Here is a 21468-nt window from a genome sequence, read left to right as displayed (position 1 = left end):
CGGCCGGGCACGGCTGCGGTGTGTCACGCCAGGGCGTCGGCGAGCGCCTCGGGCAGGGGGCCGGTGTGCACGACGCCGAGGCGCTGGGTGGCCCGGGTCAGCGCCACGTACAGGTCGCTGGTGCCGTAGCGGCCGGGTTCGACGACGAGCACGGAGTCGAACTCCAGGCCCTTGGCCTGCCGCGGGTCGAGCAGGACGACCGTCTGCGTGAGGTCCGGTTCGGCGCCCGCCGTCACGCCGTCCAGCCGGGTCGCGATGCCCCGGTGCAGGGCGCGCGGGGCGATCACCGCGAGCCGCCCCTCGGCGGGGGTGAGTTCCCCGACCGCCTTGGCGACGGCGCCGGGCAGGTCGTCGGTGAGGCGGGCCCAGGGACGCACGCCCGTGGAGCGGACCGAGCCGGGCGGCTCGAACCGCGGGTTCTCGGCCCGCACCACGGCCGCCGCGACGTCCATGATCTCCGCGGGGGTGCGGTAGTTGACGCCCAGCCGGGTGTGCTCCCAGCGGTCCTCCACGTACGGGGCCAGGATGTCGGACCAGGAGCCGACCCCGGCCGCCTCCGCCGTCTGGGCGGGGTCGCCGACCAGGGTCATGGAACGGGTCGGGCTGCGCCGCATCAGCAGCCGCCACGCCATGGGCGACAGCTCCTGCGCCTCGTCGACGATGATGTGCCCGAACGCCCAGGTGCGGTCGGCCGCCGCGCGCTCGGCGGCACTGCGGTGGTCGTCCTCCTCGTGCCGCTCGGCGAACCGCTCGGCGTCGATGATGTCGTGCGCGGACAGCACCTCGGAGCTCTCGGGGTCGTCCTCCTCCTTGTCCTCGAACTCGTAGGTCCGGGAGGCGTACGACACGTCCAGCACGCCCTGCGCGTAGGCGATCTGCCGCTCCCGCTCGCGCGCGGCGCGGTCCCGGGCGATCCGGTCGTCCTCGCCGAGCAGTTCGGCGGCCTCGTCCAGCAGCGGCACGTCCGCGACCGTCCAGTGCCGGGTCACGGGCCGCCGCACGGCGTCGGCGTCCTCGGCGGACAGGAACTCCTCGGGCGCGGCGAGGAGGTCCGCGACGAGCCGCTCGGGGGTGAGCACCGGCCACAACCGGTCGACGGCCGCCCACACCTCGGGGTTCTCGGCGAGGTCGTCGCGGATCTGCGTGATGTCGCTGGGGTCGAGCAGGCTGGACCCGTCGAAGGGATCGGTGCCGATCCGCTCGGCGTACAGGTCGGTGAGCGCGTTGAGGATGTGGCCCTCGAAGTGCTCGCGGGCCGTGTTGTGCGGCAGCCGCACGGCACGGGTGCGCTCGCGGGCGACGTTGACCAGACCGTCGTCGAGCATGAGGACCTCGCGCTCGTGCTCGACGGTGATGACGGGGTCGGGCAGCGCCTGCCGGCTGCGGACGGCCTCGGCGAGCACGTCCGCCATCTCGGCCCGCCCCTTCACGGCGGCCGCAGCGGGGGTGTCGACGGCGGTCGCCCGCACGCCCGGGTACAGCTCGCCGACGGTCGCGAGGAGCACGCCGGTCTCGCCCAGCGAGGGCAGCACCTCGCCGATGTAGCCGAGGAAGGCCGGGTTGGGCCCGACGATCAGCACGGCCCGCTTGGCGAGCAGCTCCCGGTGCTCGTACAGCAGGTAGGCGGCACGGTGCAGGGCGACGGCCGTCTTGCCGGTGCCCGGCCCGCCCTCCACGACGAGGACACCGCGGTGCGGGGCGCGGATGATGCGGTCCTGGTCGGCCTGAATGGTCCGCACGATGTCGCCCATGCGGCCGGTACGGGCGGAGTCCAGCGCGGCGAGCAGGACCGCGTCGCCGGTGGGGTCCTCGTGACCGGTGCGCGTCTCGTCGCCGAGGTCGAGGATCTCGTCGTGCAGGTGGGTGACGCGGCGGCCCTCGGTGGCGATGTGCCGCCGGCGCCTGAGTCCCATCGGGGTGTGCCCGGTGGCCAGGTAGAAGGGACGGGCGACCTCGGCGCGCCAGTCGATCAGGACGGGGGTGCGCTCGCTGTCGGCGGTGCGCAGGCCGATGCGGCCGATGTGGTGGCTGACGCCCGAGGTGAGGTCGATCCGGCCGAAGCACAGGGAGCCGTCCACCGCGTTCAGCGCGGCGAGCAGCCCGGAGCGTTCGGCGACGAGGATGTCCCGTTCGAGCCGGGCCTGCATGGGCGTGTTGCCCTGCGCGAGGGCGTCCGTGACGGAGGTCTCGGTGTCGCCGCGCAGTGCGTCCACGCGCGCGTACAACCCGTCGATGAATTCCTGTTCCTGTCGCAATTCATCGTCCGGAAACTCGGTGTTTGACAATTCCGCTCCCGCCCGGATATACTGTGCTCACTGAACTTCACTGTGACTGCAATGGACTTGAAGTCACGAACAGACAAATATACGCAAGGAAATCCCCCGAGCGCAATTGCTCGGGGGATTTCCCGTTTCCGGGCGGGTCGCCCGCCTCGGCTACAGCACCTCGTCCAGTTCCTGGAGCAGCCGCCGCTTGGCCCGTGCCCCCACCATCGCCTTCACGGGCTCGCCGTCGCGGAACACCAGGAAGGTCGGCATCGAGAGCACTTTGTAGGCCTGCGTCGTGACCGGGTTGGCGTCCACGTCCAGCTGCACGACTTTCAGCCGCTCGCCCTCCTCCGCGGCGAGGGCCTTCAGCACCGGCCCCATCTGCCGGCAGGGCGGGCACCAGTCGGCCGTGAACTCCACCAGCACCGGCAGCGCCGCGCCGATCACCTCGGACTCGAAATCGGCGTCCGTCACCTCGGTCACGCCGTCGCTCACCCTGCTCGTCACGGGTTCCCTCCCAGCTCGCACACGGGTTCCGGACCGCCCGGAACCTCCGCCTCGGCGGCCAGCTCGGCGCGGGCCAGCTGCCGTGCCACCGTCTCGCGCACGGTGCTCAGCTGGCCGATCAGCGCGTCGAGTTCGTCCAGCTTGCGCCGGTAGACCGCGAGGGACGCCGGGCAGGAGTCCCCCTCGGGGTGCCCGGCGCGCAGGCACTCCACGAACGGCCGCGTCTCCTCCAGGTCGAACCCGAAGTCCTGCAGCGTCCGGATCTGCCGCAGCAGCCGCAGATCGCTCTCGTCGTAGGTGCGGTAGCCGTTCCCGGTGCGCCGCGCGGGCAGCAGGCCCCGCGACTCGTAGTACCGCAGCGTCCGCGTCGTGGTCCCGGCCCGCGCGGCCAGCTCGCCGATTCGCATACCGCCGAACGTAATCCTTGCCCCCGGCGTCAAGGCAACGGCGGGACGCCCGCTAGCGGGCCCCGGCGGTCTCCGGCTCCCTCTCCTCGGCGGACTCGGCCGCCGGCTTGCCCCGGCCGGGGAGCAGCAGGGCCACCAGCAGGGTGCCCGCGCCCAGGATCACGGCCCCGACGAGGCTGGTGTGCGCGACGGCGTCGGAGAAGGCCGCACCCACCGCGTCGGTCATCTGCCGTGCTCCGTCGCCGAGTTGCCCGGCCTGGGCGCGCAGCCGCTCCGCCTGCTGGGGGTCGCCGGTGTGGGCCGCCTGCTCGGCCAGCTGACGTGCCCGGTCGCCGATGCCCCGGGCGACGGCGTACCCGGCGCCGACCGAGTCCTGGGCGGTGTCCAGGGCGGAGGCGGGCAGCTTGCTGCCAAACGTGGCGTCGGACAGGTGGCCGGAGTAGGAGGTCGCCAGCAGCGAGCCCAGGACGGCGATGCCGAGGGAGCCGCCCAGCTCCAGCGAGGTGTCGTTGACGGCGCCGCCGACGCCCAGCTCCGGCTCCGGGAACGCCCCCATGATCGCGTCGGTGCAGGGCGAGAGCGCCAGCCCGATCGCGAGGCCGAGGACGATCAGGGGTGCGACGAAGTCGCCGTAGGACGACGTGGAGTCGACCCGGGTCAGCAGGGCCAGGGCCGCCGTGCCCCCGGCCATACCGGCCGTGACGGTCCACTTCATGCCGACCCGGGGGGTGAGGTACCCGGTCAGCGCGGAACCGGCGAAGACCGCACCGGCCAGCGGCAGCATGCGCAGCCCGGTGTCCAGGGCGTCGTAGCCGAGCACGAACTGCAGGTGCTGGGTCAGGTAGTAGAACGCGCCGAAGACGGCCAGGAAGAACAGCGCGACGGCGAGGTTGGACCCGGCGAAGCCGCGGTCCGTGAAGCGGCGGACGTCGAGGATGGGGCGCGGGTGACGCAACTCCCACAGCACGAAGGCCACCAGGCCGGCGCCGGCGACGACGGCGGCCGTGACGGCCTCGACGCCCCAGCCGAAGTGCGGACCCTCGATGATCATGTAGACGAGCGCGGCGATCCACACCACCGACAGCAGTCCGCCGCCGTAGTCGATCCGGTCGCGGTGCCCGGCCCGGGACGGCGGGACGAGGACGAACGCGCCGACCATGGCGAGGGCCGCGACGGGCACGTTGATGAGGAACGTCGACGACCAGCCGTGCCCCTGGAGCAGGGCCCCGGCGACCAGGGGCCCGGCCGCGATGGCGAGTCCGGCGGTGGCGGTCCACAGGGTGATGGCCTTGGCACGCTCCGCCCGCGGGAAGGTCGCGGCGAGCAGGGAGAGCGTGGCCGGCATGATCATCGCCGCGCCCGCGCCCATCACGGCCCGGGCGGCGATCACGGTCGCGGCGCTGTCGGCGAGGAAGCCGAGGACGGAGCCGCCGCCGAACACCGCCAGCCCCGCGACGAGCGCGCCCCGGCGGCTGTACTTGTCGCCGATCGCGCCGAGCAGCAGCATCAGCGCCGCGTAGGGGACGGTGTACCCGTCGATCACCCACTGCAGGTCGGCGCTGGTCAGGCCGAGGTCGGCGGTCATGTCGGGCGCGGCGACGGTCAGGGCCGTGTTCGCCATCACGATGATCAGCAGGCTCAGGCACAGCACCAGCAGCGCCCACCAGCGGCGTGCGTAGGGCTGGTCCGTCCTGTCGGCCGGTTCGGTCACGACGAGTCGCATGGCAGGGGTCGCCTTCCTCCGGTGTGCGCGACGGTGATTGCACAGCACTGTGCAATTGCTCAGTCATGTGCAATATACGCCTGTTGCACAGAACTGTGCAAACAACAGAGGCGTCCCCCCGGGCGGGGCGGGCAGAATGGCTGGCATGCCCACCGGTCACCCCGGCCGCGCCCCCGGCCACTCCAGCCGCGCCGACGCCAACCGGCGCCGCATCCTCGACGTCGCCCTGGCCGAGCTGCTGCGCGACCCCGACGCGTCCATGGACCAGATCGCCCGCGCCGCCGGCGTCGTCCGGCGGACGGTGTACGGGCACTTCCCCAACCGCGAGGCGCTGATCAGCACGCTCGTCGACGAGGCGGTGCTGGCGCTGTCGGCCGCCCACGCGGCGGGCCGGGAGGGGGTGCAGGACCCGGCGGAGGCCGTGGCCCGCTCGGTGCTGGCGGTCTGGGAGCTGGCCGACCGCTACCGGCTGCTGATCGCCCTCGCCCAGCGCACGGTCACCATGCAGGGCATCCGGGAGCGCCTCGCCCCCGTCCGGGAGGCGGCCACCGAGGTGCTGCGGCGCGGGGCCGGGCAGGGCGTCTTCAGTTCACCGCTGCCCCCGCCGGCCCTGGCGTACGTGCACGAGCAGATGCTGGTGGCGCTGATGGAGGCGGTGAACGACGGGCTGGTGGACGCGCGGGAGGCGGGCCGCTGCGCCGCGGTCACCATCCTGACCGCGGCGGGCGTGCCCGCCTCCGACGCCACCGCGCTGGTGGCGAGACTGAACGACTGAACCGCGCGCAGTGAGACCGGGCGGCCGGGCGACGAGGGGGGTCGTCGCCCGGGCCGCCCGGCGTCCGCGGGGCGAAGCGGCCCTCAGGCCTTCGCCAGCTCCTTCTCACCGCCCTGCCCGGGAACGTCCCCGGCCGGGTCGTCCGCGGGCCGGGCCTCCTGCCCGCCGTGTCCGTCGTCCAGCAGCGTCTTCTCGTCGAACGGCAGCCGGCCGGCCAGCACCTGGTCGACGCGGGCCCGGTCGATCTCCTTGGTCCAGGTGCCGATCAGCACGGTGGCGACCGCGTTGCCCGCGAAGTTCGTCAGGGCGCGGGCCTCGCTCATGAAGCGGTCGATGCCGACGATGAGGCCGATGCCGTCCACCAGGGCCGGCTTGTGCGACTGGAGCCCGCCGGCCAGGGTCGCGAGGCCGGCGCCGGTGACACCGGCGGCGCCCTTGGAGGCGACCAGCAGGAACAGCAGCAGCGGGATCTGCTCGCCGACGGACATCGGGGTGCCCATGGCGTCGGCGATGAACAGCGACGCCATGGTCATGTAGATCATGGTGCCGTCGAGGTTGAAGGAGTAGCCGGTCGGGACGGTGATGCCGACCACCGGCTTGCTGACGCCCAGGTGCTCCATCTTGGCGATGAGGCGCGGCAGCGCGGACTCGGAGGAGGACGTGGACAGGATCAGCAGGAACTCGCGGCCCAGGTACTTGAACAGCGAGAAGACGTTCAGCCCCGACACCACGCGCAACAGGGTGCCCAGCACCAGGAAGACGAACAGGAAGCAGGTCACGTAGAAGCCGAGCATCAGCACGGCCAGGCTCTTGAGCGCCTCCACGCCCGCCGAGCCGGTGACGGCGGCGATCGCGCCGAACGCGCCGACGGGGGCCGCCCACATCACCATGGCCAGGATGCGGAAGACGAGCCGCTGGATGTGCTCGATGCCGCGCAGGATCGGCTGCCCGGCCGCGCCCATGCCCTGGAGGGCGAAGCCCGCGAGCAGGGCGATCAGCAGGGTCTGGAGCACCGACTCGCTGGTGAAGGCCGACACGATGGTGGTCGGGATGATCCCGAGCAGGAACTCGGTGGTGTCCTTGGCCTCGGAGTCGATCTGGGCGTGGCCGGCGTCCTTGACCGCGTCGGTCACCGCGAGGCCGGTGCCCGGCTCCAGGATGTTGCCCACGACCAGGCCGATGGCCAGTGCGACCAGCGACATGACCATGAAGTAGCCGAGGGCGATACCGCCGACGGCACCGACCTTGGCGGCCTTGCGGACCGAGCCGATGCCCAGCACGATCGTGCAGAAGATGATCGGCGAGATCATCATCTTGATCAGGGCCACGAACCCGGTGCCGATCGGCTTGAGCTCCTGCGCGAAGTCGGGTGCGGCCAGGCCCACCGCGATACCGGCGGCGACCGCGATGATCACCGCGATGTACAGGTAGTGCGTGCGGTCCCGCCTGGCTCGGGGTGCGGCAGGTGCCGTATCGGCTGCGCTGGTCACGGCGGCCCTCCTTGACGACGTCGTCGGCATCACCGGCGTGCGGCTCACGTCCGGGGAACTCCGGGAAGCAGGTCGAGGCTCCCGGAGGTGCGTTGTGGGGAATGCCGTGACTATGTCGTGCGCTGTGAGCGCGGTCACCCTTCCGTTCATTTAGTTCACAATCGGCCACGGTGCAGACTGACGGCATGCGCCTCACCGTCCCCCGCCCCCGCAGCCTGGCGGGGCAGCTCTTCGCCATGCAGGCCGTGCTGATAGCGGTCGTCGTGGCCGGATATGCGCTGTTCACCTATGTCAGCGACCGCAGCCAGGCCGAGGAGGCGGCGGCACGCCAGGCCAGGGCGGTGGCCCGGTCCGTCGCGGACTCCCCCTCCGTGCTCGCGGCGGCCCGCACCGCCGATCCGACCGCCGAGCTGCAGCCGTACGCGCTGAAGGTCATGCGGGACACCGAGGTCGACTTCGTCACGATCATGGATCCGCGGGGCATCCGCTGGACCCACCCCGATCCCCGGCAGATCGGCCAGACCTTCCAGGGGCACACCGAGCGGGCCCTGCGGGGCCGGACCTTCACCGAGACCTACACCGGCACGCTCGGCCCGTCGGTCCGCGCGGTCACCCCGATCCGGGACGGCGACCGGGTGGTCGGACTGGTCAGCGCGGGCATCCGGGTCGAGCAGATCACCCAGCGGGTGCAGGAGCAGCTGACGGCCCTGCTCGGCGTCGCGGCCGGCGCGCTGCTGCTGGGCGCGGTCGGCACGTACGTCGTCAACGCCCGGCTGCGCCGCCACACCCACGGGATGAACGCGACCGAGCTGAGCCGGATGCACGACTACCATCAGGCCGCCCTGCACGCGGTGCGTGAGGGGCTGCTGATGCTGGACGGGCAGTACCGTGTGGCGCTGATCAACGACGGAGGGCGCGAGTTGCTCGGCGTGGCGGGGGACGTGGTGGGCAGGTCGGTGGCGGAGCTGGGGCTGCCCGCCCCGCTCACGGGCGCGTTGCTGGCGTCGGAACCGCGGGTGGACGAGGTGCACCTGACGGCGTCCCGGGTGCTGGTGGTCAACACCTCGCCGGTGTCGGGCGGGGAGCGGCGCGGCACCGTCGCCACCCTGCGCGACGTGACGGAACTCCAGTCGCTGACGGGCGAGCTGGACTCCGAGCGGGGCTTCACCCAGGCGCTGCGCTCCCAGGCGCACGAGGCGGCGAACCGGCTGCACACGGTCGTCTCCCTGATCGAGCTGGGCCGGGCGCAGGAGGCGGTGGAGTTCGCCACGGCCGAGCTGGAGCTGGCGCAGGCCCTGACCGACCAGGTCGTGGCGGCGGTGAGCGAGCCGGTGCTGGCGGCACTGCTGCTCGGCAAGACGGCCCAGGCGAACGAGCGGGGCGTGGAGCTGGTGGTGTCACCGGACAGCAGCCTGGACGACGGCCTGCTGCCCGAGACCCTGCCCGCCCGGGACCTGGTCACCATCCTGGGCAACCTGATCGACAACGCGGTGGACGCGGCCCAGGGCACCGTGCGCGCCCGGGTCACGGTCACGGCCCGCACCCGGCGTCCCACGGCCGGACCGGAACTGGTGCTGCGGGTCTCGGACACGGGTCCGGGCGTCGACCCCGCCCATGCCGAGGCGGTCTTCGAGCGCGGCTTCTCGACCAAGCCGGCGGGCCCGGGCGGCCGGGGCCTGGGACTGGCGCTGGTCCGGCAGACGGCCCGGAGGCACGGCGGCTCGCTGACCGTGGCGGAGGCCGACGGGGGCGGGGCCGAGTTCGAGGTGCGGCTGCCGCTGCGGGAGCCGGGGACCGACCGGGGCGTGACCGCCGCGGCCACCGCCGGCACGGGCGCGGGAGACGACGCATGACCGGCGGCGAGCACGCCATCCGCGTCCTGGTGGTGGAGGACGACCCGGTCGCCGCCGACGCCCACGTCCTCTACGTCGGCCGTGTGCCCGGGTTCGTCGCCGTGGGCAAGGCCCACACGGGCGCGGAGGCCCGCCGGATCCTGGAGCGCACCCCGGTCGACCTGCTCCTGCTCGATCTGCACCTGCCGGACGTGCACGGACTGCAATTGGCCCGTTCCCTGCGGGCGGCCGGGCACCAGGCCGACGTGATAGCGGTGACGTCGGCCCGTGACCTGGCCGTCGTCCGTGAGGGCGTCTCGCTCGGGGTGGTGCAGTACGTCCTGAAGCCGTTCACCTTCGCCACCCTGCGCGACCGGTTGGTGCGCTACGCCGAGTTCCACGCGGCCGTCGGCGAGGCGAGCGGGCAGGACGAGGTGGACCGGGCACTCGCGGCCCTGCGCGCGCCCGGCCCGGCCGCCCTGCCCAAGGGCCTGAGCGCACCGACCCTGGAGCGGGTGACCCTCGCCCTGCGCGACAGCGCCGAGGGTCTGACGGCCGCCGGCGTCGCCGAGAGCGTGGGCATCTCCCGCATCACCGCCCGCCGTTACCTGGAGCACCTGGTCGACGCCGGCCGCGCGGCCCGCCGCCCGCAGTACGGCACGGTGGGGCGGCCGGAACTGCAGTACCGCTGGGTCACCGGCCAGTGACGGCCCCTCAGCCGGCGGCCTGACCCCCGCACACGCATCGGCCTGACCGGACCACGCGACGTGGGGAGGGGGCGGCAGGGGGCGGGCAGCGTACGGATCGCGCCGCGGAGTGCCGCCTTCCGTCCGTGCGCGAGGGGTTGACGGCGGCGCACCCGCCTTCGACTGCCGTCCGCACGGACGACCTCGCTCCCGCCGCCGCCCGCCCCGGCGCCGCGAGCCGCGCGGAGGCGGGCATGGCGCGCGATTGACGCATATGCCCGCTGAGCTTGCCGTTCTCGCGCCCTGAGACCTCGCGCGCCCGCGCGCACCGGCTCACGCGCCGGCCCCGGCCGCACACCCGTCCGCCCGACAGGCGCTCCCCCGCTCCACCCGAACCGGCGGGTAGCCGTACGTTCCTACAATCCGTGATCCTGGCCGAACAGACCGTAGTCGGCGGCGTCGGGCGCCCCTAGCTTGTGGCCCGTGCGCCGACCAACACCCCGTCCGGGCGATCCCCCTCCCGCGACCGCTCCCCCGCCCTTCGACGCCTCCGCGGCCCGCCGCCTGCGGGCGGCCCTCGGCATGGCCCCCGAGCATGTCGCCTACGGCATGCGGGTCTCCTACGGGCACGCCCACGTCACCCCCGAGCACGTCGTCGACTGGGAGCGCGGACTGACCGCCCCCAACGGCTCCGAACTCACCGCTCTCGCGGGCGTGCTGTGGTGCTCGCCCGCCGAACTCATCGGCAGGCCGCGCACGCTGCGCGAACACCGCATCGCGCGCTGCCTCGCGCCCGAGGACGTGGCCCGCGCCGTCGGGCACGACGTGCACGCCTACTTGCGGATGGAGGAGACCGACCACTGGCGCGGGACCGAGCGCCAGGCGACGGCCCTGGCCGAGGTGCTCGGTCTCGACCTGCCCGACTTCGTCGCCGTCACGGGGCGCGAGCGCAAGCTCGGCGAACTGCTGCGCAGCGCGGCCACCACCCGCTGGCAGGCGTACGTGCGCCCGGTGGCCCGCGTGGTGCCGCTGACCCGGCGGTCCCTGGAGAGGACCCTTCAGGGCCTGCACGAGGACTACCAGGGGCACATGGCCGCCACCCTCAGCTGGGGCGGTGGCCGCGGTGACGCGGGCGGCGCCGGCCAGGAGTTCCTGGACCGGATCGTCGAGCACTTCTGGACGAAGCTCCAGGAGGACGACGGCCGGGAGGGCGCCTGACGCCGGCCCCCGGCGCCCCGCCCGGACCGGGAGGTCCTAGAAGACCGACTCGGCCTCGTCCATGCGGTCCTTCGGCACGGTCTTCAGCTCGGTCACGGCCTCCGCGAGCGGCACCATCACGATGTCCGTCCCGCGCAGTGCCGTCATCCGGCCGAAGCGGCCCTGGTGCGCGGCCTCCACCGCGTGCCAGCCGAACCGCGTGGCGAGCACCCGGTCGTAGGCGGTCGGCACACCGCCGCGCTGGACGTGGCCCAGGATGACCGGCTTGGCCTCCTTGCCCAGGCGCCGCTCCAACTCGTGGGCGAGGGCGGTGCCGATGCCCTGGAAGCGCTCGTGGCCGAACTTGTCTATGGCGCCCTTGCCGTAGTCCATGGAGCCGTCGACCGGGTGGGCGCCCTCGGCCACGCAGACCACGGCGAACTTCTTGCCGCGGGAGAAGCGCTCCTCGACCATCTTCACGAGGTCCGCCGGGTCGAACGGGCGCTCCGGCAGGCAGATCCCGTGCGCACCGGCGGCCATGCCGGACTCCAGGGCGATCCAGCCGGCGTGGCGGCCCATGACCTCGACCACCATCACCCGCTGGTGGGACTCCGCGGTGGTCTTCAGGCGGTCCATCGCCTCGGTGGCGACACCGACCGCGGTGTCGAAGCCGAAGGTGCGGTCGGTGGAGGAGATGTCGTTGTCGATCGTCTTCGGCACGCCCACGACGGGCAGGCCCGCGTCGGACAGCATGCGGGCCGCCGTGAGCGTGCCCTCGCCGCCGATCGGGATGAGCGCGTCGATCCCGAACTGGTGGATCATGTCGGAGGCGTTCTCGCAGGCCTCGCGCAGCCGGTCGCGCTCCAGCCGGGACGAGCCGAGGATGGTGCCGCCGCGGGCCAGGATGCCGCTGACGGACTCGAGGTCGAGGGTGCGGTAGCGCCCGTCGAGCAGCCCCGCGTACCCGTCCTCGAAGCCGATGACCTCGTCGCCGTAGTTGTCGACCGCCCGGTGCACGACCGACCGGATCACGGCGTTCAGTCCGGGGCAGTCGCCGCCTGCGGTGAGAACTCCGATACGCATCGTGCTCTGTCTCCTGCTCGCTGTAGACACCGGTGAGCACTGCCGATTGTTTCACGCCCCGCACCCCGCTGTGGAACCCCTCTCTGACGGGCGCCTTATCTAGCGGCAGAGGTATTGTCAAGAGGGTTCTGCTCACCTCGGTGGGCGATTTTTGTGCCTCTGGCGGGACAGCCGTGAGGCAGGGGCGCCACCCTTGGACGCACCCCCATCTGGACGCACCCCCCTTCGGAACGAAACGGAGAGCGCGCGTGACCCGCAGCGTGTACGTGACCGGCATCGACCGCGGCGACGGCCGCCAGGTCGTCGAACTGGGGGTCATGGAACTCCTCACCCGGCAGGTCGACCGGGTCGGCGTCTTCCGGCCCCTGGTGCACGACGGGCCCGACCGCCTCTTCGAGCTGCTGCGCGCCCGCTACCGCCTCACCCAGGACCCGGCGACCGTCTACGGCATGGACTACCACGAGGCGTCGGCCCTCCAGGCCGAGGCCGGCACGGACGAGCTCGTCTCCACGCTGGTCGACCGCTTCCACCTGGTCGCCCGCGACTACGACGTGGTCCTGGTCCTGGGCACCGACTACGCCGACACGCAGCTGCCCGACGAACTGTCGCTCAACGCCCGGCTGGCCAACGAGTTCGGCGCCTCCGTGATCCCCGTCGTCGGCGGGCGCGGGCAGAGCGTGGAGTCGGTGCTCGCCGAGACGCGCAACGCCTACCGCGCCTACGACACCCTCGGCTGCGACGTCCTGGCGATGGTCACCAACCGGGTGGCGCGCGAGGACCGGGACGCGATCGCCGCCCAGCTGGACTCCCGGCTCCCCGCGCCCTGTTACGTCCTGCCCGACGAGCCCGCGCTGTCCGCCCCGACCGTCTCGCAGATCAGCCACGCCCTCGGCGCCCGGGTGGTGCTCGGCGACGACTCCGGCCTCGCCCGGGACGTGCTCGGCTTCGTCTTCGGCGGTGCGATGCTGCCGAACTTCCTGACCGCCCTGACGCCGGGCTGCCTGGTCGTCACCCCGGGCGACCGGGCGGACCTGGTGGTCGGCGCGCTGGCCGCCCACAGCGCCGGGACACCGCCGATCGCCGGCGTGCTGCTCACCCTGGACGAGGTGCCCGGCCGGGACATCCTGACCCTGGCCGACCGCCTCGCCCCCGGCACCCCCGTGCTGTCGGTGGCCGGCACCAGCTTCCCCACCGCCGAGCAGCTGTTCTCCCTGGAGGGCAAGCTCAACGCGGCCACCCCGCGCAAGGCCGAGCGCGCCCTCGGCCTGTTCGAGCGGTACGCCGACACCGCCGGACTGGCCCACCGCGTCTCCGCGCCGAGCAGCGACCGCGTCACGCCGATGATGTTCGAGCACAAGCTGCTGGAGCAGGCCCGCACCGACCTGCGCCGGGTGGTGCTCCCCGAGGGCACCGAGGAGCGGGTGCTGCACGCCGCGGAGGTGCTGCTGCGCCGCGGGGTGTGCGACCTGACGCTGCTGGGCCCGGTCGACCGGATCCGCAAGAAGGCCGCCGACCTCGGTGTGGACCTCGGCGAGTCCCGGCTGATCGACCCGGCCACCTCCGAGCTGCGGGACTCCTTCGCCGAGAAGTACGCGGCCCTGCGCGCCCACCGGGGCGTGACCGTGGAGCTGGCTTACGACGTCGTCTCGGACGTGAACTACTTCGGCACGCTGATGGTCCAGGAGGGTCTCGCCGACGGCATGGTGTCGGGCTCGGTGCACTCCACCGCCGCGACGATCCGCCCGGCCTTCGAGATCATCAAGACCAAGCCGGACGCGGACATCGTCTCGTCGGTGTTCTTCATGTGCCTGGCCGACAAGGTCCTCGTCTACGGGGACTGCGCCGTCAACCCGGATCCCGACGCCGAGCAGCTGGCCGACATCGCCATCCAGTCGGCCACCACGGCCGAGCAGTTCGGCGTGGAGCCCCGCATCGCGATGCTGTCGTACTCCACCGGCACCTCCGGCTCGGGGGCCGACGTCGACAAGGTCCGTGAGGCCACCGAGCTGGTGCGCGCCCGCCGGCCCGACCTGCGGATCGAGGGCCCGATCCAGTACGACGCCGCCGTGGAGCCGTCCGTCGCGGCGACCAAGCTGCCCGGCTCGGAGGTCGCCGGGCAGGCGAGCGTGCTGATCTTCCCCGACCTGAACACCGGCAACAACACCTACAAGGCCGTGCAGCGCTCGGCGGGCGCGATCGCCGTCGGGCCGGTGCTCCAGGGCCTGCGCAAGCCGGTCAACGACCTGTCCCGGGGCGCCCTGGTGCAGGACATCGTCAACACCGTCGCCATCACGGCGATCCAGGCCCAGTCCCCCGCCCCGTCCCCGAGCGAGAAGGCGACCGTCCAGTGAGCCCCACCCGTGTCCTCGTCCTCAACTCCGGCTCCTCGTCGGTGAAGTACCAGCTGCTCGACATGCGCGACAGCAGCCGCCTGGCGATGGGCCTGGTCGAGCGCATCGGCGAGCGGTCCTCCCGGCTGAAGCACACGCCGGCGGGCGGCGAGAGCCGGGAGCGCGGCGGCGCGATCGCCGACCACGACGCCGCCCTGAAGGCCGTGGCGGAGGAGCTCGCCAAGGACGGCCTGGGGCTGGACTCCCCCGAACTGGCCGCCATCGGGCACCGGGTGGTGCACGGGGGCAAGTCCTTCACCGAGCCCACCGTGATCGACGACGCCGTGCTCGCCGAGATCGAGCGGCTCATCCCGGTGGCGCCGCTGCACAACCCGGCCAACCTCACCGGCATCCGCACGGCGCAGGCGCTGCGGCCGGATCTGCCGCAGGTCGCCGTCTTCGACACCGCGTTCCACACCACGATGCCGGAGTCGGCCGCCCGCTACGCGATCGACGTGAAGACCGCCGACGAGCACCGCATCCGCCGCTACGGCTTCCACGGCACCTCGCACGCCTACGTCTCCCGGGCCACCGCCTCCCTGCTGGGCAAGGACCCGTCCGAGACGAACGTGATCGTGCTGCACCTGGGCAACGGGGCGTCGGCCTCGGCCGTGCGGGGCGGCAGGTGCGTCGACACCTCCATGGGGCTGACGCCTTTGGAGGGGCTCGTGATGGGTACGCGCTCGGGAGACATGGACCCGGCCGTCATCTTCCATTTGATGCGCGTCGGCGGAATGTCCGCCGACGAGATCGACACTCTTCTCAACAAGAGGAGCGGGCTGATCGGGCTGTGCGGTGACAACGACATGCGGGAGATCCGCAGTCGTGTCGACGCGGGCGACGAGCAGGCGGAGCTGGCGTTCGACATCTACATTCACCGGCTGAAGAAGTACATCGGCGCCTATTACGCCGTTCTCGGGCGGGTGGACGCGGTCGCCTTCACCGCCGGTGTCGGCGAGAACGCGGCGCCCGTGCGCGCGGCCGCCGTGGCGGGTCTGGAGGAGCTGGGTCTCGCCGTGGACCCCGGACGCAACGGGGTGCGCTCGGACGAGGCGCGGCTGATCTCGCCCGACGGTGCCCGGGTGGCGGTGGCCGTGGTCCCCACCGACGAGGAAATGGAGATCGCCACGCAGACCTACGCGCTGGTAATTGGTTCGGGGAATCACACCTGAGCGGCAACCCGCCCTTTTGTATTTTCCGCCAGACGGAATATTCCGCTGGGAAACAAACCGATAGGATCGCCCCCATGCGCCGTTCGAAAATCGTCTGTACTCTCGGCCCCGCGGTCGACTCCCACGAGCAGCTTGTCGCGTTGATCGAAGCCGGCATGAACGTGGCCCGCTTCAACTTCAGCCACGGCTCGCACGCCGAGCACCAGGGCCGATACGACCGGGTCCGGGCCGCCGCCAAGGAGACCGGCCGGGCCATCGGTGTCCTCGCCGACCTCCAGGGCCCGAAGATCCGGCTGGAGACCTTCGCCGAGGGTCCCGTGGAGCTGGTCCGCGGTGACGAGTTCACCATCACCACCGAGGACGTCCCCGGCGACAAGACGATCTGCGGGACGACCTACAAGGGCCTGCCCGGCGACGTGAACAAGGGTGACCAGGTTCTCATCAACGACGGCAACGTCGAGCTGAAGGTCACCGAGGTCGAGGGCCCCCGGGTGAAGACGATCGTCATCGAGGGCGGCGTCATCTCCGACCACAAGGGCATCAACCTGCCCGGTGCGGCCGTCAACGTGCCCGCCCTGTCGGAGAAGGACATCGAGGACCTGCGCTTCGCCCTCCGCATGGGCTGCGACCTGGTCGCGCTGTCGTTCGTCCGGGACGCCAAGGACGTCCAGGACGTGCACCGCGTGATGGACGAGGAGGGCCGCCGCGTCCCGGTCGTCGCCAAGGTGGAGAAGCCGCAGGCGGTGCAGAACATGGAGGACGTCGTGATGGCGTTCGACGGTGTGATGGTCGCCCGTGGCGACCTCGCCGTCGAGTACCCGCTCGAGAAGGTCCCCATGGTGCAGAAGCGGCTCATCGAGCTGTGCCGCCGCAACGCCAAGCCGGTGATCGTGGCGACCCAGATGATGGAGTCGATGATCACCAACTCCCGTCCGACCCGCGCCGAGGCCTCCGACGTGGCCAACGCGATCCTGGACGGCGCCGACGCGGTCATGCTGTCCGCCGAGTCGAGCGTGGGCGCGTACCCGATCGAGACCGTCAAGACGATGTCGAAGATCGTCACCGCGGCCGAGCAGGAGCTGATGTCCAAGGGCCTGCAGCCGCTGGTTCCGGGCAAGAAGCCCCGCACGCAGGGCGGTTCGGTGGCCCGTGCCGCCTGCGAGATCGCCGACTTCCTCGGCGGCCGCGGCCTGGTGGCCTTCACGCAGTCCGGCGACACCGCCCGCCGGCTGTCCCGCTACCGCGCCCAGCAGCCGATCATCGCCTTCACCACCGACGAGGGCACCCGCAACCAGATGGCGCTCAGCTGGGGCGTCGAGCCGTACGTCGTGCCGTTCGTGAACAGCACCGACGAGATGGTCGAACTGGTCGAGCAGGAGCTGGTCAAGCTCAACCGCTTCAACACCGGTGACATCGTGGTGATCACCGCCGGTTCGCCCCCCGGCGTCCCCGGCACCACCAACATGGTCCGCGTCCACCACCTGGGCGACGCCACGAGCTGACCCCCGCCCCACCCGCCCGGACGACCGAGGGCGCCCCCCCGCGTACGGGGGGCGCCCTCGCTGGCGTTCATGGCTGATCATCATCTATCCATATTCGATCAGATGTGAAAATCTTGTGCCGCTCCCGGGGAGAGGGCACAGGGGGAACGCGCCTGACCAGCGCACATGTCTCACCCGACGGACCACATCCGTCGGCTCTTCACACCAGCTGCCGCGCAGCCATGTCCGCCTGCTCTCTTCCTGGCCTCATCATCCGACAGCAGACAGGCGACGACATGCGAAGAGCCCTGCGCTCGCGGGGGTTGTCCGGCACCGCTCTGGTGGCCGCCACCGCCGTACTCACCGGACTGGTGTACGCGACACCGGCCCGCGCCGACGACCCCCCGGCCGATGACCCGGACGCCGGCAGTGTCCGGATCAGTCTCGGGATGCGCGCCCGTACGGACCGGTGCGTGGCCGGCACGGCACTGCACATCGGCGGCCCCGCCCTCAAGACCGCGGCCGCCAAGGCCCTGAACGGCACCGACACCGATCTCGCCGCCGCCCTGGAAGGCCACCAACTGGGCCTGGGCACGATCGGTGACGCCCGCTCCAAGGACAACGACGCCGTCATCGACTACCTGGACCAGTCCCGCAAGCGCAAGGACCGCTGGGAGACGGCCAACAAGATCTACGCGCAGACGGGCTGGGACTCGGGCACCGAGTACCACGCTCCGGAGTTCGACAAGGGGATCGTCGCCTTCACCCTGGGTCCGCAGCGCGACCTCTACGGCAGGCTCGGGCAGGACGGCCGCAGCGTGCCCACCAAGGCCTCGGTCGACCAGGCGAAGAAGATCGCCGAGGAGATCAAGGGCCAGGACGACTGGAACGACTTCGCGGTCGGCACCATGCTCGGGGACACCGACGTCCGCGGCCCCTACAACACCACCACCGCCAGCGACGTCGCCTCCTTCCTGCGCCACGGCGGCTTCGTCAACAAGCCGCTGGAGGAGGGCTCCGCCGAGTACCGCCTGGAGGTCGAGGCCCTCAAGGTCGCCTGGGGCGGTTGCGACAGCTTCAACCCCGTCGACGCCCGCCGGATCCTCACCCCGGTGGTGCTGACCGCCCATCAGGAGTGGGAGCAGGAGTACGCCGCCCAGGCCAAACCCCGGACGACCATCATGGCCGCCGAGGCGACCGCCTCGGCCGAGGCCCGCAAGGCCACCGAGGCGATGATCGAGTCCATCGGGCAGGCGTGGCTCGCCGAGCAGATCCTCCTGTGGCAGAAGTACTGGGCGGGCCAGCCCAAGGACAACATCCACCGGCCCAAGGCGGCGGTCTTCACCCAGGCGAAGACGGATCTCGCCAACGCCCAGAAGCGCGCCGCCGACCAGCTGACGCTCGCCAACAAGGCGGTGGCGTCGGCCAAGACGGCCTCCGAGCAGGCGGGCACGGCCCAGAACGACGCCTACGCCCTCGCCGACGCCGCCAAGACGCCGCGCGGCCGGGGTCTGCTGTACGCGCAGCAGTCGGTGCAGGTCGCCAAGGCCTCGTACGCGGCCGCCCAGGCCGCGGCGAAGGCCACGCAGACCGCGGTGAACGCGGCCAAGGCGACGGTGGCCGACAGCAAGGCGCTGTTCGCGCTGTCCAAGACCCAGGCGCACGCCATCAACACCGAGTTCCGCCGGATCGCCGCGCAGGAGGCGGCCGCCCAGGCCAAGGCGGCCCGGGTGTCCGCGGACGCGCTGGCCAAGGAGGCCGCGGCCAACGCCACGAAGGCGAAGAACGCCCAGGCCACGGCCGAGGCGGCACAGGAGACCGCCCGCGAGGCGGCGCAGACCGCCAAGGAGCAGCGCACCAAGGCCGAGCAGGAGAAGGCCGTCGCGGCGAAGGAACGCCGTACCGCGGCCGGTGAACGCGGCAAGGCACAGGCGGCCGAGAAGCGCGCGGCCGAGGAACGCGAGACGGCCGGAAGCGCCCGCACCAAGGCGGAGAGTGCCGCCAAGACGGCCGACGAGCAACTCGGCGTGGCGCTCGAGGCCGAGGGCAAGGCCGCCGCGGCGCGGGAGAAGGCCGAGGAGGCGGAGCGCAACAAGAAGGCCACCGCCGCACGAGCCGCCGCCCTGGAGTCGGCCGCCGCCGCGGCCGTCGGTACCGGTGCCGCGGCCGAGACCCGTGAGGCGGCCACCGTCGCCCGCGCCGCCGCCGACGACGCGGCCGGCGCGGCCACCCGGGCGAACACCGCCGCCGGCGAGGCGAGCACCGCGGCACAGAAGGCACGCGCCGCCGCCACCCGGTCCGAGGCCGCGGCCCAGCGCTCGAACGCGGCCGCGGACAAGGCCTGGTCGGCCTACCAGACGGCTGTGGCCGCGGGCGCCACCGCGCATGCCGCAGCCGCCGAGGCCATCGACGCCTCCGATGCCGCGTCGGCGAACGCCGCCAAGGCGGAGCAGGAGGCCAAGAAGGCCCAAGCCGCCTCCCTGAAGGCGGGCAAGGAGGCCGAAGCGGCCCGCACCGAGGCGGCCAGGACCAGCTCTTGGGCGGCCGTGACCGCCGGGCACGCCTACGCGGCCGGCCTGGCGGCTTCGGCAGCCCGCGACTCGGCCGCCGAGGTCATCAAGCCCGCCAACGAGGCCATCACCGTCGGGACTCCCTACAAGGAGACCGACACCGCGGCCGCGTTCGCGGTGCTCGTCGGACAGACCTCGAAGCCGATCGCCGAGCGGCAGGCCGCCGCGGCAGCGGCCAAGGCCAAGGACGCGGCCAAGGCGGCCGCCGATGCCAAGGCACTGGCCGACAAGGCGTCCGGTGACGCCAAGCTCGCCGCCCAGGCGGCAGCGGCAGCCGCGGCCGACGCGGCGGCCGCGCTCACCTCCGCCTCCGCCGCCCGGGCTTCGGCCGCGGAAGCGGCCAAGGCCGCCGAGGCCGCCAAGAAGGCCGACACCAAGACCGGCGAGTACGTGGCCCAGGCGGGCACGGACTGGTTCTACGCGGACTTCGCGGCCCGCGAGGCGTCGACCGAGGCGGCCGCGGCGAACGACGAGGCCACCGAGGCCGAGAAGAGCGCCGTCAACGCCCGCGCCTCCGCCGACGCTGCCACGCGCGACGCCGGCGCCGCGGACTCGGCGGCCACCCGGTCCGAGAAGGACGCCGACACCGCGGAGAAGTCCGCGGCCAACGCCGACGAGGACGCGAAGGCGGCCGACGCGGCGGCGGACCGCGCCGAGAAGGAGTTCCTGGAGGACCTGGAGGAAGAGCGCAAGGCGGCCCTGGAGGGTCCCAAGCCGGCGACGGGGCCGGACCTGACCCAGGACGAGGAGGCCCTGCTCCGGGCCCAGTGCGGCCAGACCTGCGTCGACGATTTCCGCGAGGCCAAGCAGCTCCTGGCCATGGACGTCATGGACTGGGTGGTCGCCAACGGCGGCCAGATCATCCTCGACGAACTCGGCTACACCGACGCCAAGAAGTGCTTCACCAAGCGCGACGTCGAGGGCTGCCTGTGGACACTGGTGAACGTGATCCTCGTGGGCGCGGCCGTCACCAAGATCCCGGCGGTCGGCAAGGCGATCTACCGGGTCGGCAACGGGATCCACAGCTTCTGGGAGCGCCTCGACAAGGCCAAGGACACCCTCGACCGGTTGCGTACGGTCGTCGACCGGGTCAAGAAGGGGCAGAGCGCCGTGGCGTGCCTCGTCCCGCTCGCCGAGGGAGCCGCAGCGCGGCAGGCCCCGTCCCACCAGGCGGCAGCGAACGCGAGCAGGGTCGCCACTGCCGCCTCCGCGGGGAACCCGAAGGTCTGCGTGACCTCGGCGCTCGGCAAGAACAGCCGGCTGGCGAAGCTTGCGGAGAAATCCACGAAGAACCAGGCCGTGCAGCGTGAGATGAACCAGCTCATCAACAAGCTGATGGGCGGCAACGACCAGCCGGGCAAGGGTTCCAAGGCGCTGTCGCACGGCATCCGGTACCTTCGGGGCGACGCCGGCGCGCGGCTGTTCTTCCGCGAGGTCGACGGCGGCTTCGAGATCATCGGCAAGTCCGACAAGCCGAACGAGCCGAACGTCATCAAGGAGTTGCTGAAGATCTATGGCTCATGAGCCCCTGGTGACGGTGGAGACGGCCGACTTCTCCATCACCTATGTACTGGCCCTGGACGACGACGCACGCACTGTCGAGGACGTGGACGCCGTCATCACCACCGGTGACGGGACAGGGTGGACCGCGACACTCATGACGGCACGGAAGATCGCCGAGGTGCTGGACGAGCGTTCCTCGACCGGCGGGGACCCGTGTCTGCGGATCCCCGACCTCGTGGTCGTGCGCAGCGGCGGCCTCCCGGCCATGACCGCGGCCCTGGTCGACCTCTTCGGCCGACACGGCCTGGACACCGACGTCCTGCCGCGCTTCGTCGACGACGAGGACGGGGAAGAGGACGACTGACGCATCGCGCAACGAGCTGTG

The 21468-nt window shown here is 72.3% G+C and carries 15 protein-coding genes; 9 read left to right on the top strand and 6 right to left on the bottom strand.

The annotated features are described in order from the left end of the window. Positions 1-23: 23 nt before the first annotated feature. The 4 genes from ACZ6ZN_RS17110 to ACZ6ZN_RS17095 all read right to left on the bottom strand — a co-directional run bounded on the left by ACZ6ZN_RS17110 (position 24) and on the right by ACZ6ZN_RS17095 (position 4904). Positions 24-2255, bottom strand: a complete 2232-nt coding sequence (locus tag ACZ6ZN_RS17110; RefSeq protein WP_469646875.1) for a HelD family protein — start codon at positions 2253-2255, stop codon at positions 24-26. Between the two features lie 180 nt (positions 2256-2435). Then, positions 2436-2750 carry a thioredoxin family protein gene (locus ACZ6ZN_RS17105; protein ID WP_469646941.1) on the bottom strand — a complete coding sequence of 105 codons (315 nt, stop codon included), beginning with the start codon at positions 2748-2750 and terminating at the stop codon, positions 2436-2438. A gap of 20 nt (positions 2751-2770) precedes the next feature. Then, positions 2771-3181 carry a MerR family transcriptional regulator gene (locus ACZ6ZN_RS17100; RefSeq protein WP_398106485.1) on the bottom strand — a complete coding sequence of 137 codons (411 nt, stop codon included), beginning with the start codon at positions 3179-3181 and terminating at the stop codon, positions 2771-2773. A 52-nt stretch (positions 3182-3233) separates the two neighbouring features. Then, a complete protein-coding gene (locus ACZ6ZN_RS17095) occupies positions 3234-4904 on the bottom strand; it encodes an MFS transporter (protein ID WP_469646872.1) in 1671 nt (556 codons plus the stop codon). A gap of 145 nt (positions 4905-5049) precedes the next feature. On the opposite strand from ACZ6ZN_RS17095, the gene ACZ6ZN_RS17090 reads away from it, so the two are divergent. Next, positions 5050-5679: a TetR/AcrR family transcriptional regulator gene (locus ACZ6ZN_RS17090; protein ID WP_451879582.1), complete on the top strand. Its 630-nt coding sequence runs from the start codon at positions 5050-5052 to the stop codon at positions 5677-5679. Between the two features lie 83 nt (positions 5680-5762). Here the strand turns inward: ACZ6ZN_RS17090 and ACZ6ZN_RS17085 are convergent, their stop codons facing one another. After that, a complete protein-coding gene (locus tag ACZ6ZN_RS17085; protein ID WP_451879583.1) occupies positions 5763-7169 on the bottom strand; it encodes a cation:dicarboxylate symporter family transporter in 1407 nt (468 codons plus the stop codon). 185 nt (positions 7170-7354) lie between these two features. Between ACZ6ZN_RS17085 and ACZ6ZN_RS17080 the strand changes: the two genes are divergently transcribed. From ACZ6ZN_RS17080 to ACZ6ZN_RS17070, 3 genes are all read left to right on the top strand, one after another. After that, entirely contained in the window at positions 7355-9022 is a 1668-nt protein-coding gene (locus ACZ6ZN_RS17080) for a sensor histidine kinase (RefSeq protein ID WP_469646870.1), read from the top strand. Continuing rightward, positions 9019-9708, top strand: a complete 690-nt coding sequence (locus tag ACZ6ZN_RS17075) for a response regulator (RefSeq protein WP_451879585.1) — start codon at positions 9019-9021, stop codon at positions 9706-9708. The genes ACZ6ZN_RS17080 and ACZ6ZN_RS17075 overlap by 4 nt, the downstream gene beginning before the upstream one ends. Positions 9709-10161: 453 nt before the next feature. Next, on the top strand, positions 10162-10905 hold the full coding sequence (locus ACZ6ZN_RS17070; protein ID WP_469646867.1) for an XRE family transcriptional regulator: 744 nt from the start codon (positions 10162-10164) through the stop codon (positions 10903-10905). 36 nt (positions 10906-10941) lie between these two features. Here ACZ6ZN_RS17070 and ACZ6ZN_RS17065 read toward each other — a convergent pair whose 3' ends face one another. Next, positions 10942-11967 carry an ATP-dependent 6-phosphofructokinase gene (locus ACZ6ZN_RS17065; RefSeq protein WP_398106492.1) on the bottom strand — a complete coding sequence of 342 codons (1026 nt, stop codon included), beginning with the start codon at positions 11965-11967 and terminating at the stop codon, positions 10942-10944. Between the two features lie 248 nt (positions 11968-12215). Between ACZ6ZN_RS17065 and pta the strand changes: the two genes are divergently transcribed. The 5 genes from pta (at position 12216) to ACZ6ZN_RS17040 (ending at position 21447) form a co-directional block, all read left to right on the top strand. Beyond that, positions 12216-14318, top strand: a complete 2103-nt coding sequence (gene pta, locus ACZ6ZN_RS17060) for a phosphate acetyltransferase (protein ID WP_469646866.1) — start codon at positions 12216-12218, stop codon at positions 14316-14318. Then, positions 14315-15529 carry an acetate kinase gene (locus ACZ6ZN_RS17055; RefSeq protein ID WP_469646864.1) on the top strand — a complete coding sequence of 405 codons (1215 nt, stop codon included), beginning with the start codon at positions 14315-14317 and terminating at the stop codon, positions 15527-15529. Before pta ends, ACZ6ZN_RS17055 begins: the two co-directional genes overlap by 4 nt. Before the next feature lie 74 nt (positions 15530-15603). After that, positions 15604-17031, top strand: a complete 1428-nt coding sequence (pyk, locus tag ACZ6ZN_RS17050; RefSeq protein ID WP_398106495.1) for a pyruvate kinase — start codon at positions 15604-15606, stop codon at positions 17029-17031. 275 nt (positions 17032-17306) lie between these two features. Beyond that, positions 17307-21104: a hypothetical protein gene (locus tag ACZ6ZN_RS17045; protein ID WP_469646860.1), complete on the top strand. Its 3798-nt coding sequence runs from the start codon at positions 17307-17309 to the stop codon at positions 21102-21104. Further along, positions 21094-21447: a hypothetical protein gene (locus ACZ6ZN_RS17040; protein WP_469646858.1), complete on the top strand. Its 354-nt coding sequence runs from the start codon at positions 21094-21096 to the stop codon at positions 21445-21447. The genes ACZ6ZN_RS17045 and ACZ6ZN_RS17040 overlap by 11 nt, the downstream gene beginning before the upstream one ends. Positions 21448-21468: the final 21 nt, after the last annotated feature.

This window comes from Streptomyces sp. NPDC053665, from assembly GCF_055585285.1.
The sequence above is the reverse complement of the archived record's forward strand: the minus strand, read 5'-3'. Positions and strand labels throughout refer to the sequence as shown.

Coding starts and splice junctions, on each gene's coding strand:
- ACZ6ZN_RS17100 (WP_398106485.1), bottom strand. CDS start 3,181: ATGCGAATCGGCGAGCTGGCCGCGCGGGCCGGGACCACGACGCGGACG.
- ACZ6ZN_RS17095 (WP_469646872.1), bottom strand. CDS start 4,904: ATGCGACTCGTCGTGACCGAACCGGCCGACAGGACGGACCAGCCCTAC.
- ACZ6ZN_RS17090 (WP_451879582.1), top strand. CDS start 5,050: ATGCCCACCGGTCACCCCGGCCGCGCCCCCGGCCACTCCAGCCGCGCC.
- ACZ6ZN_RS17080 (WP_469646870.1), top strand. CDS start 7,355: ATGCGCCTCACCGTCCCCCGCCCCCGCAGCCTGGCGGGGCAGCTCTTC.
- ACZ6ZN_RS17075 (WP_451879585.1), top strand. CDS start 9,019: ATGACCGGCGGCGAGCACGCCATCCGCGTCCTGGTGGTGGAGGACGAC.
- ACZ6ZN_RS17065 (WP_398106492.1), bottom strand. CDS start 11,967: ATGCGTATCGGAGTTCTCACCGCAGGCGGCGACTGCCCCGGACTGAAC.
- pyk (WP_398106495.1), top strand. CDS start 15,604: ATGCGCCGTTCGAAAATCGTCTGTACTCTCGGCCCCGCGGTCGACTCC.
- ACZ6ZN_RS17045 (WP_469646860.1), top strand. CDS start 17,307: ATGCGAAGAGCCCTGCGCTCGCGGGGGTTGTCCGGCACCGCTCTGGTG.
- ACZ6ZN_RS17040 (WP_469646858.1), top strand. CDS start 21,094: ATGGCTCATGAGCCCCTGGTGACGGTGGAGACGGCCGACTTCTCCATC.